This window comes from Gluconobacter kanchanaburiensis NBRC 103587 (assembly GCF_007988905.1).
Lineage (GTDB): Bacteria > Pseudomonadota > Alphaproteobacteria > Acetobacterales > Acetobacteraceae > Gluconobacter > Gluconobacter kanchanaburiensis.
This window is the reverse complement of record NZ_BJVA01000003.1, coordinates 19672-34246: the sequence shown is the minus strand read 5'-3', so window position 1 is coordinate 34246 and position 14575 is coordinate 19672. Positions and strand designations below refer to the sequence as shown.

8 protein-coding genes, 1 tRNA gene and 1 pseudogene are annotated in these 14575 nt (G+C 58.3%); 4 read left to right on the top strand and 6 right to left on the bottom strand.

What is annotated here, in order from left to right; translation table 11 throughout:
* Positions 1-189: 189 nt before the first annotated feature.
* Both GKA01_RS03235 and GKA01_RS03230 read left to right on the top strand, forming a co-directional pair.
* Positions 190-2223: an NAD(+) synthase gene (locus tag GKA01_RS03235; RefSeq protein ID WP_146859198.1), complete on the top strand. Its 2034-nt coding sequence runs from the start codon at positions 190-192 to the stop codon at positions 2221-2223.
* Between the two features lie 92 nt (positions 2224-2315).
* Complete coding sequence (locus tag GKA01_RS03230) at positions 2316-3707, top strand: NAD-dependent succinate-semialdehyde dehydrogenase (RefSeq protein WP_146859196.1); 1392 nt, start codon at positions 2316-2318, stop codon at positions 3705-3707.
* Between the two features lie 77 nt (positions 3708-3784).
* On the opposite strand, the pseudogene GKA01_RS03225 reads toward GKA01_RS03230, so the two are convergent.
* A pseudogene (locus GKA01_RS03225) lies at positions 3785-5794 on the bottom strand (glycosyltransferase); the annotation flags it as partial.
* A gap of 1304 nt (positions 5795-7098) precedes the next feature.
* Here GKA01_RS03225 and GKA01_RS03220 point away from each other — a divergent pair.
* Together GKA01_RS03220 and GKA01_RS03215 are read left to right on the top strand one after the other, a co-directional pair.
* Entirely contained in the window at positions 7099-8475 is a 1377-nt protein-coding gene (locus GKA01_RS03220; RefSeq protein WP_146859194.1) for a beta strand repeat-containing protein, read from the top strand.
* Positions 8476-8585: 110 nt separating this feature from the next.
* The gene (locus GKA01_RS03215) at positions 8586-11306 is read left to right on the top strand and encodes a glycosyltransferase (RefSeq protein ID WP_146859192.1); all 2721 of its coding nucleotides are present in this window, start codon (positions 8586-8588) and stop codon (positions 11304-11306) included.
* Here GKA01_RS03215 and GKA01_RS03210 read toward each other — a convergent pair.
* From GKA01_RS03210 to GKA01_RS03190, 5 genes are all read right to left on the bottom strand, one after another.
* The gene (locus tag GKA01_RS03210; RefSeq protein WP_146859190.1) at positions 11281-12171 is read right to left on the bottom strand and encodes a rhamnan synthesis F family protein; all 891 of its coding nucleotides are present in this window, start codon (positions 12169-12171) and stop codon (positions 11281-11283) included. The two genes, GKA01_RS03215 and GKA01_RS03210, sit on opposite strands and share 26 nt — an antisense overlap.
* Positions 12172-12319: 148 nt before the next feature.
* Positions 12320-12394: transfer RNA gene (locus tag GKA01_RS03205), tRNA-Gln, on the bottom strand.
* Between the two features lie 73 nt (positions 12395-12467).
* Positions 12468-13157: a TetR family transcriptional regulator gene (locus GKA01_RS03200; protein WP_146859188.1), complete on the bottom strand. Its 690-nt coding sequence runs from the start codon at positions 13155-13157 to the stop codon at positions 12468-12470.
* Between the two features lie 81 nt (positions 13158-13238).
* The gene (gene proC / locus GKA01_RS03195; protein ID WP_228119918.1) at positions 13239-14069 is read right to left on the bottom strand and encodes a pyrroline-5-carboxylate reductase; all 831 of its coding nucleotides are present in this window, start codon (positions 14067-14069) and stop codon (positions 13239-13241) included.
* Positions 14066-14572, bottom strand: a complete 507-nt coding sequence (locus tag GKA01_RS03190; RefSeq protein WP_062030506.1) for a type III secretion system chaperone family protein — start codon at positions 14570-14572, stop codon at positions 14066-14068. Before GKA01_RS03190 ends, proC begins: the two co-directional genes overlap by 4 nt.
* Positions 14573-14575: the final 3 nt, after the last annotated feature.

Here is a 14575-nt window from a genome sequence, read left to right as displayed (position 1 = left end):
CTCCTATGTCGGTTGTGCTCTCCGGCGGAGAAGCAGGTTTGAAAATGCTGAACGACTCTGGGGTGAACAGGTTCATTTTCGTAACGTCCGATCCGTGTGGCACGGTATTGATACGGGGTCGGGCTTTTCCTTCCTGCGTGGATGCCCTGTAACGGACATGATGACCCGCCATTCTGCCGGAGGCCTGCCATGACCCTGTTTCACTCTCTGTATCATCAGGGATTTGCCCGCATTGCGGCCTGTACGCTGCCGGTCACCATCGCCAATCCGGAGCGGAACGCGCGGCAGGCGCTCGACGTCCTGCGAGAGTGTGACCGGCAGGGTGTTGCGGCTGTGGTTTTCCCCGAGCTTGGACTGACGGGATACACGCTGGACGACCTGCGGTTTCAGGACGTCATCCTTGATGGCGCACTTTCTGCGCTGATACGGGTTGTCGAGGGAACACGAACCCTTATGCCGGTTGCCGTGGTGGGGGTGCCGCTGGTGCGGGAGGGGCTGCTCTACAACTGTGCCGCAGTCATTCATCAGGGGCGTATTCTGGGCGTGGTGCCGAAATCGCATCTGCCGCGCTACAGGGAGTTCTATGAGCCCCGGCATTTTACGTCCGGGCTTCGGACGTCTGGCACGATCCGGCTATTGGGTGACGACGTGCCGTTCGGTGCGGACCTGCTGTTCCAGGCGGAGGACGTGCGCGGGCTGACGCTGGGCGTGGAGATCTGCGAGGATCTTTGGGTGGCGTCTCCTCCGAGTGGCAAGCTGGCGGAGGCGGGCGCGACGGTCATTCTCAACCCGTCTGCCTCTCCGGTGACGATCGGGCGGACGGATGACCGGTCTTTGCTGTGTCAGGCTCAGTCCATGCGGACGCTGACGGCCTATGCCTATGCGGCGGCGGGTGAAGGGGAGTCCACAACCGATCTGGCCTGGGACGGTCAGGTTTCGCTTCATGAGGCCGGACGGCTTTTGGCGCAGTCGGACCGGTTTCCGCAGGGCGAGCGGCTGGTTGTGGCGGATGTGGATCTTGATCTGCTGCGGCAGGAGCGGATGCGGACCGGACAGTTCGGACAGGCGGGGCAGGAGTTCCGGACCGTTGGGTTCACGCTCCAGCCTCCGATGACGGATCTGGGACTCAAGCGCGATGTTGTGCGGTTTCCGTTCGTGCCATCCGATGCGCGGACGCTGGCGCGGGACTGTTACGAGGGCTGGACCATTCAGGTCAGCGCCCTGCGACGACGGCTACAGGCCAGTGGCGCGCAGCGGGCCGTGATTGGCGTTTCGGGCGGGCTGGACAGCACGCTGGCGCTGCTGGTGGCGGTGCGGGCGGCGGACGAGATTGGCTGGCCGCGGACGCATGTTCTGGCCTACACGATGCCCGGATTTGCGACGGGAAGTGAAAGCCGCTCTCTGGCTCATGCGCTCATGAAGGCGCTGGGTGTTGAAGTGAACGAGCTGGATATCCGGCCCACGGCGCAGACCATGTTGGCGGGGATCGGCCATCCCTTTGTGGCAGGGAAGCCGGTTCATGACATCACGTTCGAGAACGTGCAGGCGGGGTTGCGGACCGATTTCCTGTTCCGGATCGCCAATTACCGCAATGGGATTGTGATCGGGACAGGCGATCTGTCGGAACTGGCGCTGGGCTGGTGCACCTACGGCGTGGGGGACCAGATGTCCCACTATAACGTCAATGCCGGGATGCCGAAGACGCTGATCCAGCACGTCATCCGCTGGCTGGCGCGTGAGGGAAAGCTGGGCGACGGTGTGGCCCCCGTTCTGGAGCGGATTGTCAGTGCGGAGATTACGCCGGAACTGGTGCCCGATACCGGGCAGGGCGTGCAGAGTACGGAGCAGACGATCGGGCCATACCCTCTTCAGGATTTCACACTCTATCATGTTCTGCGTCATGGGTTTCGTCCGTCTCGGATCGCGTTTCTGGCGGAGAAGGCCTGGGGGGACGTTTCCCGGGGAGAGTGGCCGGCCCATTATCCCGAGGACCGTAAAACCTCCTACGATCTGTCGCAGATCCGCCATTGGCTGGAAATTTTTCTTCGGCGGTTTTTCGGGACGAGCCAGTTCAAGCGCTCGGCCATGCCTAATGGTCCGAAATTGGTTTACGGCGGCTCGCTGTCTCCCCGCGGAGACTGGCGGGCCCCGTCGGATGGTTCGGCGGATGCATGGCTTCAGGAGCTATGGGATAATCTGCCTCAAACGAACACAGATTTGTGAAGTTTTCTGCTATCAGGATGTTGGGGGTTTTGTCTGACGGTATTCGTGCCAATATATCGCGAACCCGTCATCAAACAGGAACATGACCCGTCATGGCTTACGCTACGATCAATCCCTATACCGGTGAGACGCTCAAAACCTTTCCGGATGCGACTGACCAGGACGTTCAGACCGCGCTGACCGAGGCCTATGATGCGTTCAAGAGCTGGCGTCATACGTCGTTCGCCGAGCGTGCGAAGATCATGACGGCAGCGGCGAACATCCTTCGCCGCGATATCGACAAGTATTCCCGTCTTCTGACGCTGGAAATGGGTAAGATCTACGCCGAAGCCAAGGCAGAGACGGTCCTGTCGGCTGAAATCTTCGAATATTATGCCAAGCATGCCGAAGAGCTTCTCAAATCCGAAAAGCTGCCGGTTGCGGACCCGAATTCGGGCGATGCCGTTCTGATCCACCAGCCGCAGGGCATCGTCTTTGCGATCGAGCCGTGGAACTTCCCGTTCTACCAGATCGCCCGTATCATTGCGCCGCAGCTCTCTGCTGGTAACACGGTCATTCTCAAGCACGCATCCAATGTGCCGCAGTGCGCGGCTGCGTTTGATGACCTGATGAAGGAAGCCGGGCTGCCGAAAGGCGGCTTCCGCAACCTGTATGCTGCCCGTCATCATACCGAGACGATCCTCAAGGATCCGCGCGTCTGTGGCGTGGCTCTGACGGGGTCCGAAGGCGCCGGCGCCATCGTTGCCGGGATTGCAGCGCAGGCCCTGAAAAAGTCCACGATGGAGCTGGGCGGTTCCGATGCTTTCGTCGTTCTGGACGATGCGGACCTGGAGAAGACTGCGAAATGGGCGGCGTTCGGCCGTCACTGGAATGCCGGACAGGTCTGCGTGTCTGCCAAGCGTCTGATCGTGGCGGATGCTGTCTATGACCGCTTTCTGGAGCTGTACAAGGCTGAAGTCGCCAAGCTGATTCCGGGTGATCCGATGGATCCGAAGACCACGCTGGCACCGCTGTCTTCCCAGAAGGCTGCCGATGATCTGAAGGCGCAGGTTGAAGAAGCCAAGAAGCATGGTGCGGTCGTCGAGGCGATCGGCCCGTCGGTTCCGGAGAAGGGTGCGTTCTTCCAGCCGCTGCTGATGACCAATCTGCACGAGAACAACGAAGCCCGTCTGTGGGAGTTCTTTGGGCCGGTGACGCAGCTCTATCGGGCCAAGGACGATGCGGACGCTATCCGTATTGCCAATGATTCGCCGTTCGGTCTGGGTGGTTCGGTCTTTACGAAAGACACGAAGCGCGGCGTGAAGGTTGCCGAGCAGATTTATACGGGCATGGTCTATATCAACCATCCAACGATGGTGAAGGCTGATTTGCCGTTCGGTGGCGTGGCCCGTTCGGGTTATGGTCGTGAGCTGATCGGTCTGGGCATCAAGGAATTCGTCAATCATAAGCTGATCGACGTTGTGGATATCGACGCACCGTTCTGATTTTTCAGACAGGGCGTTCTGAAAAACCCGCTTCCGGCCAATGCCGGAAGCGGGTTTTTTTTATGGAAATCCAGGTCTTAGTTCGTGCGGGGCTTTGCGCGTTCGGCGCTCAAGCGGATCCAGGGATGACGTTGCTGAACGAAGGCAACGACCCGCGCCTTGTGTGCTTCCTTCTCCGTCGAGGCGTTGGTCATGGATGTTTCATGCTGCCGGTAATCGGCAAGCACCTGCGGGACATGGTGGCCTGGGAGACCCAGCTCCGCCAGAGAACACCACAGATCGAAATCTTCCCAGCCCATTGCTTCACGTGAAACATAATAGCCGCCTGCAGCAGCCCAGGCCCATTTCGTGATCATGGCCATGGCGTCGATACGATTGCCTGAGACAAGGGAGAGCGGATTGAATGGCAGGTCGCCCAGAAGTTTAGGAGTGCCGGGTTGCTGATGGGGATCAGCGCTCAGATCCGTCAGAAGGGGGCCATCCTCGTTAAAGCACGCAATGAGCGGATAGGCGTAGGCCGTACCTTCGCTCATTGAAGCGAGGAGAACTTCGCAGGCGTCCGGATGCAGGAGATTGTCTGCATCCAGTTGCATGACGTGGACGGTCTCGGCAGCATCCATTCCGATGTTACGCGCACCGCCCAGCCCGGCATTTACCACCGACTGTCGTAGAATCAGACGGTTGAAGCGTGCGCAGTGCCGTTCCATCCACGTTCTGGCAAGCGCGATGGAGCCGTCGGAGGAGCCATCGTCCACAACGATCAGGTCTAGAACGGGGAGCGTCTGTGCGGCAACGGATTCGAGTGCGTCCAGAAGATGGGCTTCGTAATTGTAAGACGTGATCACGACCGTGACCGGGGCTTCGCCGAGCGCATCATGGTGGAAGAGTGTGTGGCTCTCCGGAATGACCGGGGTGCGGGAAAACGTTCCAGCCTTTGTGAGATGGTTGCGCCCAAGAGCAAGCTCCATCGCAAGCGCGGCGTTCTCGTCACCGCACATGGAGGTGAGGGCGAGCTTCATGCGACGCGCCTGTGCCTGAGGACCGAATGGCCACAGGATAGAATGATAAGCGTCGCGTGCCATCCGGACGCGTCGTTCCGGGTTATCGATGAGTTCGATCAGAGCCTCGAACCACTCCGAAGGTGTCTGTGCGAGGAATCCGTTTTCCCCGTGGCGGATGATCCGTCTGAACGGACCTGTCGGAGAAGCGATTGTCGTGACCCCCGACAGGGCGGCTTCGAAAAACTTGATCTCGCTTTTGGCCTCACAGAAGACGTTTCCTGTTTCCAGTGGGGCAATCGAGATGTCAAAACGGGCAAATTCGTCCTGAAGTCTGTCCAGCGGGACCATGTCGCGCCATTCGATCTGGTCCTGCACGGATGTCAGGCTGGGAAATTCGTCCATGATCAGGACAGGGCGATGGTTTTCCGGTTCTCGGAACAGGACCAGACGGGCCTGGGGACGTTGTCTGAGGACGTCGGCGATCGTGGCGCAAATCGGGGCGAAGTCCCGCTGATGGGTCCGGGAGCCGGTTGCATAGCCGATCCGGACCAGATCGTCGTCTGGACTGATGCGGCCCGGCTCTCCCCGCATCCGCAGCGCCAGCCGGGCGCGCCGCAGGGACTCCATATCATAGATGTTGGGTAGAAGATGAACCACCGGACGCAGACTGTGCATCGCAAAGACCAGCTCCGCCGTGGTGGCGGATCCCTGATCGCAGCGCAGGAACGTGCGGCGCATATCGGAAAAGCATCGTTCGATCCGCTCTTCGGTAGCGCCGATCGAACGGATGCCATCAATCATGTCGACGCGGGCATAATGTGGGACGAAGACGATGTCGTCCGCATCGAAGACCGTAATGACATTCTCTCTCTTGGCGAGATCGAGAATGGTGCTGACGTGACCGCTGTATTCCACGCGCCACAGAATCATGACGTCAGCCTCGTGGATGTCATCATATCCCACCGACGCGCAGGGCACGACACGAGCATCGAAACCCGCGTCCCGGGCGGCTGCGGCATTGCGATAACAGCGATAGAGAACGCCAGGCGTATCCGGCTCCCCTGCGACGAAGAGTACGCGTTGCACTTTGGGTCGTGAGGTTTGCAAAGAGTGCCTGTTTTCAGGGGCTTCAGTTTCCGAGTTAGACACTGGAGCAGACGCCGATACAGTAGGCCTCTGTGGAGTGAGCGTATGTTTCAGTTTGCGACCTATGCGATGCCAAAGGGAGCTTGGTGGGGTACTCTCTGGTTCGGCGGAACAGGGCGTGGATGCTGTGAGCTCTAGCTTGGGATGAGGTGATCCATCCGTCTGACCTGAAGGAACCGCTGTCACCTGCGAGGATCTGTCGGCGGCAGATTTCATTCGCAATGAGACGCGAAGCTGCTGGATTGTCTGCGTCTTGATTTCCGAACTCTCCGTCAGAGACGTGACACGATCCTTTAGGCGACGTGTGTCGCGATGGCTGTCCAGAAGAAGCCTGATCTGCTCCCGGACCCTGAAGCTCTCTGGCGTGCCGGAGATCAGGAAGGTCAGAAAGGATGAGTTGCCGCTATCGGTCACGGTGACTTCGGGGGAGAGCGTCAAGCCCTTTCCTGGGAGCGAGTTCCCGATGTGAAGGATGGGGATTTGGGAAGGAGATTGAAGCGAAGGGGGCGTGGCAGCGGTGTCAAGTACGCGGAGGACGCAGGCGGAAGAGGCGTCAGAGATCTGATCTGCCGGTGCAACAAGTCTGACGTCGCATCCCGAAAGGCGGGCTTCTAGTATCCTGTGGACAGCAGGGCCAATCCGGGTACGCAACTCGGGTGAACATTCAACGCGGGCTGTGGGCGTAGGGCTTTCGTCTATTACGATCATGGTCAGCCACACTATTAAGTGAATGTGGTCCGACTGGTCCTGTGACAGGGAGGAAGGGTCGAGGACGTTGCTTCCGGAGGCTAGCAGAAGCGCGAGGCTTGAGACGTAATGGTCCGCCTTCAGAAAGGTGGAGGACGGGGAGATTGGGACGTTCACGAATGGGCCTGCCAGGATCGAGGGGTCTATGGAGAGGAACTTGGTGCGAAAAAGCCTGTCCGGAGGAGAGGGACTGGAGTAGTGCTGCGAATGTTTATTTCCTGTGAAATTAACATTGAGGGAACTTTTTTGGTATAAAAGGATTTGATTGTAGAGTCGGATTATCCGCTCTTTTCCGTTCTCATGAAATGAAAACGGAAAACTTCCTGTCGGTATGGTTTCCTGAACTCTCAGATGACGTACGCTGATTCCCTGTATCGTGTCCAAAGTGGATTGCTTTTGCTAATCTGGCTCTGATATATGTAAGACTCGTCGCTCGATCATTTGGGTGGTCCGAGGGCCGCCGGTGCGAGGCAACCTTTTTTTAGGAGTGCATGGTAATGGCCATTACTACAGTGGTTGGCGCCTCCGGCCAGACCTTCGCGGTCACGGTCACTGGTGGGCAAACCCAACTTCTGGCACAGCAGTATCAAGCTGCTGTTTCCACCCTTCATAACAGTGGTAACCTTGATTCTTACGATCTGGCTCCGGGCAGCAATGCCACGTCTGGTTCGTATGTTGGTCATGGTCTGATTAGCGAGGGTGGCCAGTTCTCCCTTACGGACAGCACCACGCAGTACATCTCCATCGGCAGCTACTCCACGACGGGCCAGGATACCCTGAACTCCGCCGTGAGCCTCGACCTGTCGGGCAGCGCCGCAAAGAATGTCAGCATTCTCGCAGGTGACTGGGCAGGCGTGAGCCTGACGGCTGGTAACCAGGACGGCACCTTCATTGGTGGCGTGGGCGACAACACATTCAATGGCGGCAGCTCCTCCGGGAACTGGACCATTGCCACGGGTGACGGTAACGACACCATTACGGGCACGAGCGGTAACGACACCATCAGCGCCGGTCTTGGTAACAACAAGATCGTACTGGGTAGCGGTACGAATGTTGTTCGTTCCGAAGGCCAGGACACCATCGACGGTACCTCCGGTACTGATACGGTGACCCTGCTGGGCGGTAGCTCGGTTGTTACGCTGGGCGCCAACGGCACGGTTTACGACACGACGTCGCACAACACCGTTTCCGGCGGCAACAACACCTTCATCACGGGCGGCAGCTCCAGCACGTACTTCTCGACCGGTGCTATGAGCACTGTTTCGGGTGGTATGAACGATACCATTTCGGCTTCCACCGATATCTGGCAGATCCGTGGTACGTCCAACTCCATCACGGCTTCCGGCGCTCTGACGTTCCTGAACGGCACGGGTGCAACGACGGTTTCCGCTGGTACGTCCACGTTGTTTGGTGCTTCGGGTCTTGACCTGATGCTGGTCGGCGGCTCCGCCAGCTCCACCAACCTGTATGTCGGTGGTGACGGCAGCGAAACGGTTTCGGCCGCTTCCTCCAACGGCACTCTGCACGCTTTTGCTGGCACGGGTGACGAGACCATCACGGGCGGTTCCGGTGCTGACACGCTGGTCGGCGGTTCGGGCTCTGCTACCCTTACGGGTGGTTCGGGTGCAGCCAACCTGTTCGCCCTGACCAAGGGTGCTGCTGGTGGTGACTACACGATCACCGACTTCGGCAGCGCTGCTGGCAACCTGATGGCTCTGTACCAGTACGGTCTGCAGAACGACAATGGTCTGGCCAGTGTTCTCGCAAACGCTACGGTTGCCGGTGGCAACACCACAATCGAGCTGTCTGACAACTCTAAGATCACGTTCGTTGGCGTCACTGATCTGAATGCCTCGAACTTTACCCTGAGCTGATAATCGGATCTGTCATCTGACAGAGACGACTGGTTCAGGAAGGCCGGCCCCGAAAGGGTCCGGCCTTTCTTGTTTCTGTGTCTGTTTTAATGGTTGTGAAGGTTTGACTGATGCGGGATGACCCGCGTGACATCCTGGCGGAAAGCTACAAGAGCGCAGCGCGGCTGAACGGGTTGAGAGCTGAACAGTTACAACTGCGAAATCAACAACTTACGCGTCAGCTCTTCCTCATCCAGACTTCATTATCCTGGCGTTTGACGCTTCCGCTGCGCGCTATCCGGGCTCTGATGCGCGGCGAACTGCTTAACGGACGACCCGTCAGCGACATTTCTGCTCGGTTTCTGCGACTTTATAAACATGATGGAGTCTCGGGGATCAGGCAGGCCATGGCCCGCAGACTCGGTAAGCTGAAAAGGAAACGGGCTGCATCTTTTGACCATTCCGAGATGGGGGCTGCAGCAAATTCTGCGGACCATCCTTACAAAGCTGTGTCCGCGCTAGTGAAGGAGACTCTGAAGCCCAGAGTTCTGATTATTGCGGAACTTACCTTGAGGCAATGTTCAAAATACCGTGTTTGGCAGAAGAAAGCCGCGCTCGAAATATTGGGATGGACAGTTCAGGTTATGGACTGGCGCGATATTTCTCAATGTATGTCTGCTCTACAATTTTGTACTCATGTTATTTTTTATCGTGTTCCCGGTTTCGACGATGTCTTGGAAATGGTCGCGGAATCCCACCGGTTGAGCCTCGCGCCGTTCTGGGAGGTCGATGATCTGATCTTTGACGAAGCTGAGTATCGGCAGAACGGAAATATTGACACGCTCCCTAGGGAAGAACGGGACCTGTTGATGTCCGGCGTGGTGCTGTTTCGTAAATGTATGTTGGCCTGTGGACGGGGAATTGCCTCTACCGAAGCTCTGGCTGATGCCATGCGTCGGGAGGGCCTGTCGGATGTCTGTGTTGTGGAGAATGCTCTGGACGCTGAGACGCTCCGGATTGCTGCTATCCTTTCGGAGCGAAATCGCGAGCATCGCATCTGGGTTTCTTACGGCTCGGGCACCAATACGCATGATGCCGATTTCCGGCAGGCAGAGAAGGGTTTGCTCGCCGCGATGGAAGAGGAGCCTCGACTGTGTCTGCGGGTGATCGGGCAGCTTCATCTATCAGCGGCCTTTGACCGTTTCGGAGATCGGGTCGAGCGGCTGACAGAACTGTCTTACGCCGATTATCTGAAGGCTCTGTCACAGACGGATATTGCGATTGCTCCTCTGGAACGGACGCTGTTCAACGACTGTAAAAGCAATATCAAGTTTCTTGAAGCGGCTACGGTGCGAGTTGCGGCCGTGTGTTCTCCGTGTGCGGCGTTCCGGACAATCATACGCGATCAGGAGAACGGAATCCTTGCGGCGGATGCAGAGGCCTGGCGAGAAGGGCTGTTGTCTCTTGCGCGGGACGATATCTCCCGCCGACAACTGGCTGAGGCTGCCTATCGCGATGTAATGGCACGATATTCCCCTGAAGCAATCGCGCAGACGCAGGTGCGTGCGCTTTTTGGTGTGCCGCCCGAATATCCGGCGCCGGAGCACGTTCCGGGGCTGAACATTCTCATGGCGAATGTCTATTTTGCGCCTCGTTCCTTTGGGGGCGCTACGATCGTGGCTGAAGAAATGGGCCGTCGTTTCGTACAGAAAGGTGCCCGGGTCAGCGTTATGACGTCCCGACCCTCTGTAGCGAATAGTCCTGATGGCGATATCCGTTACGATATCGATGGAATGACGGTCTACGCATCGGTATTGCCTGATGATCAGGACGCGCTGGGACAGATCGACAATCCGGCCATGGCCTCCCGATTTGAGGAAGTTCTCGAGGCCTGTCAGCCGGATGTGGTGCATATCCATGCGGCGCAGGGGTTGGGAACGGGGCTGTTGAGGGCCTGTCAGGAGCGTGGGATTCCCTACGTGCTGACGCTTCATGATGCCTGGTGGCTGTGCGAGCGGCAGTTCATGGTTCGCTCTGACGGACGGTACTGTTTCCAGACCAAAATCGATCCTGCCATCTGTCAGGCCTGTGTTCCCGAAGCGCGTCACCTGAAGGATCGGGAAGTGCTGATGCGTCAGGCTCTGGCGGCGGCGGCGCTTCTTGTCAGCCCTTCGGAAGCACATCGAAGTCTCTATCTGGCTAACGGTGTTGCGCCTGAACGGATTGTCGTCAATCGGAATGGATTCCGCTGGCCGGATCGGCCCCGGCGGAACAGAATTGCAGGCTCCGTCCTGAGATTTGGTTTTGTGGGGGGGACGGAAGCCGTCAAAGGATATGGTCTGCTGAAAGAGGCAATGCAGTCTCTTGATCGGGAAGACTGGGAACTTGTTCTGGTCGATAACAAGCTCAACCTAGGTTTCCAGTCTATTTTTCTTGAAGACTGGTCTGTGAAGGGGCGTTTGCGGATTATCCCGGCTTATAGCCAGTCAGAACTTGATGCGTTCTATGACCAGATAGACGTGCTTCTGTTTCCATCACAGTGGAAGGAAAGTTACGGCCTGACGGTTCGCGAAGCTCTGGCGCGAAATGTCTGGGTCGTGACTACGGCTCCGGGGGGACAGTCCGAGGATGTAATGGACGGGATCAACGGGACTTGTCTTCCACTGGATGGCCGACCGCAGACACTGGCTGCGGCGGTTTCAGCACTTCTGGATCGCCCGGAGCAGTTTGATGATTATGTCAATCCATACAGGGATACTCTGGCGACCTATGACAGTCAGGCAGAGGAACTGTATCATTTTCTGGAACAGGTCAGTGGTCGGGGCTCTAGCGCCCGAGAAATAGCGCAATGACTGCGTGAAAGCGGTCTTCACTGGCAAGAGCCTGAACCAGTCTGGCCCGGAACCCCGCAGGTTTCGAGCGGTTGCGGGGTGGGGTGGACGCCAGATAGGCTGAGATCCAGTCTGGATTGAAGAAACCGGGGTCGGGAATTTCTTTTCTCCACAGATGGGTAGAAGCGATCCCGCTGGGATTGTCGCGCAACAGTTCAGTCTTGATGAATGGAGCGGATCCAGAGCGTAGGACCGTGCGCCAGTCGGTATGCATGGGGTTGAGGGCTAGAAGCCGTGCGAGGCCCCTTTCACTACTCCAGGCCGCGCCAGAAGACAGACCAGCAGTCTTGATAGCCAGTCCAAGGCCCAGTTCTCCGTGAAGAACAATTTCGTCTTTGCTCATTTCGCTGAATGGCTGGCTGAAAATACGCTGAATGGCTGGCTGGTCCAGAGCTTCGCGTGTCATACACAGGAACCATGACTGCAAATGGGGCACGACAGCCTCCGAGCGCACCATACCCCAGATCTGGAAATTTTCCTGCCGCATCGTCTCGACAATCGGAGCCAGGGGAAGAAGAGGACCGAAAATGCTGTCATTGGCGAACAGAACCTCGGTGGCGTCCCTGGCGCATCCCTGCGAAAGCAGAAACTGCCAGGCTCCAAAGTCTAGTCCTGTATTGGCCCGGGAATAAACTTTGGAGGTCACTGGAACGGGGCCGGTCAGGAGAGTGGACTGCAAGAGGGTTGCTGCCGCTTCCGAAAGGCCTGAAGCTGCAATGTGTATCGCAAAGCCACAGGCAGCGATTTGTGCGAGCAGGTGACGCGTGTGGGGAGCCAGCGTTGCTTCGGTGCTGTAGTAGGCAAAAAGGCAGACAGACGCTGACACGGTCGATCCTCTTGAAGAAAGAAAGGCCCAGTCGGCAATATAAAGCTGTTTCCCCGAGGGGCTCCATAAAAAGCCGTCAATATTTCTTGGCGGAATATCGTGCCGGATGGCGCTTTGCCCGGTGTTGCAGCAATTTTCATGAAAGACCTGGCTGGGGTGGGAGGATTCGAACCTCCGCATGGCGGAATCAAAATCCGCTGCCTTACCGCTTGGCTACACCCCAATCGATGCGCCTCTTTGGAAGCGCACGCTTTTGGCCTTCTAGTCCGAACCGGTTGCCTTCGTAAAGTCCGAAGTCAGGATTCCAGTTCAAGATCGTGATCGGGCAGGCCGGTTGTGTTCAGGGCCTCGTCCATTTTGCGTCGTGCTGAGGGTTTGAGAATGCCGTAACGTTCGGCGCGGTCTAGGGCCGTATCGAGGGCTGCCATGGTGGCGGCGAGGTCAGGACTTTCGTCCTTTTCCCAGGCCCGCATGGCGTGGGCCCAGACTCCGGCCAAGGCATTGATGCGTATCACGCCGCCGAAACCCGTGCAGTCGATCCCTGCGGCTTCTGCGAGCCATTTCATGGAATCAAGGGTGGTGCCGGCCAGAAAAGCCGCCAGAGCCGGGTCGTAGGGCACGGCCTGGAGGACTGCGCGCACGCCTTCACGATATTCCTGGAAGATATCGAAGCGGCGCATGATCAGGTCGAAAAGATATTCGCGCAGCGTTCCGCCGTCGCCGTCGTCACGCAGGGCGCTGGCATCGGCAAGGCGCCCGAGCTGGAGTAGCAGAAGGGCCTTGACCGGATAGCGCCTGCGAACGGTTTCGATGGGAAGACTGGCTTCGCGGGCCGCGTCCACGAGGGAAAAACGGTGCCATCCCTCGTTTCCGGCGAGCGACAGGGCGGACTGGAGAAGGGCGGCGTCGAAGGCTTCCTGCACCATGTCCGACGAATCACTCAGTGCCATGTCGTCGGATTCAAAGGGGTCCTGCCGTCCGTCCATACGGGTCTCCTGTCGAAAGCTTCTGGTTTTATGGTGGGAGCATTGCGGTCTGCCGACAAGCTCTCTCCCATAAAGAAACTGTCAGCCAGCGAGTTCGTCGGCCCGTTTTGTAGCAGCGTCAATAGCTTTTGGAACCGTCTGGGGCCAGGCATCGGGTTTCATGAGTACGGCCAACGCTGCGGCGGTGGTGCCGTTGGGGCTGGTGACGGCCTTACGGAGGTCTTCGGCGCTTTCGGGTAGATCGTCGAGCATGCGTCCTGCACCATAGATTGTCCCACGAGCTAGGCGGCGGGCGACATTTGGTGCCAGACCATGCTGCTGCCCGGCTTTTTCCAGCAGTTCGGTCAGAAGGAACACATAGGCGGGGCCGGAGCCGGAAATGGCTGTGACGACCGACAGATCGTCTTCGTTCTCGACAGGTACGACGTCTCCGACCGCAAAAAGCAGATCGTGACAGATGGATTTCTGCTCGTGGGTAGCGGCGGTTGAGGCGTAGAGACCGCTGATTCCCGCACCGACCGAGGAGGGTGTATTGGGCATGGCGCGCAGAACCGGAATGTCGGCTCCAGCACGCCGGACAGAGTCCGAAAGTGTCTCGCAGGTGCGTCCGGCCATGACGGAGAGAATGGCTGCACCGTTCAGGCGCGGCCCCAGAGCCTTTCCAAGCGCATCGATCACGATTTCGGCAGCGCTTGGTTTGACGGCGAGGACGATGATGTCGGGTTGAAAATCGGCAGGGATTTCGGCAGCTGTCCGGACGATGGTGACCGTATCGTCCGAGCGGCTTCGGTGTCGGTCGAGGATGACAAGGCGTGGTGGTGTTGGGGAGGCGAGCCACCCGTCGAGTAGCGCGCCTCCCATCTTGCCGCATCCTGCAAGAAGGATTGAAGGGACGGACGATGGCACGGTCAGGCGTCTCCCACACAGTCAAGCATGGCGGCGTCTATGGCCTCTTGCGGTGATTTTCCGCCCCAGAGCGCGAACTGGAAGGCGGGATAAAAGCGTTCGCATTCGGACATCGCGATCTCCACAAGGTCTTCCATGCTTTCGCCGGGGAGTGTCTGCACGCCGCGCAGCAGCAGCGTATGTCGGTAGGACGGGGTGCCTGTGTCGGGATCGACGGCGAAATGGCCGATCCAGAGACGGTTATTGGCAAGGGAAACGAGTTCGTGGACGGCCGGACGGCGCTTTGCGGGGGAGCGCAGATCCATGATGCAGTTCAGGTGCAGGGCCGAGAGTTCATCGGACCATGTGAAATACAAGGAATAGTCGCACCATTGTCCGGGGGCCTGGGCGGCCATTTCGGAGGGGCCGAGGCGTTCGAACTCCCATTCATAGAGGCCCATGACCTGTTCCATCAGGTCGAGCGGATGGGATTCTGTTTCATTGGTGAGTGAGGTGCTCAGGGCAGGCATGGC

Excerpts from the sequence above, each read along its gene's own strand:
- GKA01_RS03235 (WP_146859198.1), top strand. The coding sequence starts at position 190 with ATGACCCTGTTTCACTCTCTGTATCATCAGGGATTTGCCCGCATTGCG.
- GKA01_RS03230 (WP_146859196.1), top strand. The coding sequence starts at position 2,316 with ATGGCTTACGCTACGATCAATCCCTATACCGGTGAGACGCTCAAAACC.
- GKA01_RS03220 (WP_146859194.1), top strand. The coding sequence starts at position 7,099 with ATGGCCATTACTACAGTGGTTGGCGCCTCCGGCCAGACCTTCGCGGTC.
- GKA01_RS03215 (WP_146859192.1), top strand. The coding sequence starts at position 8,586 with ATGCGGGATGACCCGCGTGACATCCTGGCGGAAAGCTACAAGAGCGCA.
- GKA01_RS03200 (WP_146859188.1), bottom strand. The coding sequence starts at position 13,157 with ATGGACGGACGGCAGGACCCCTTTGAATCCGACGACATGGCACTGAGT.
- GKA01_RS03190 (WP_062030506.1), bottom strand. The coding sequence starts at position 14,572 with ATGCCTGCCCTGAGCACCTCACTCACCAATGAAACAGAATCCCATCCG.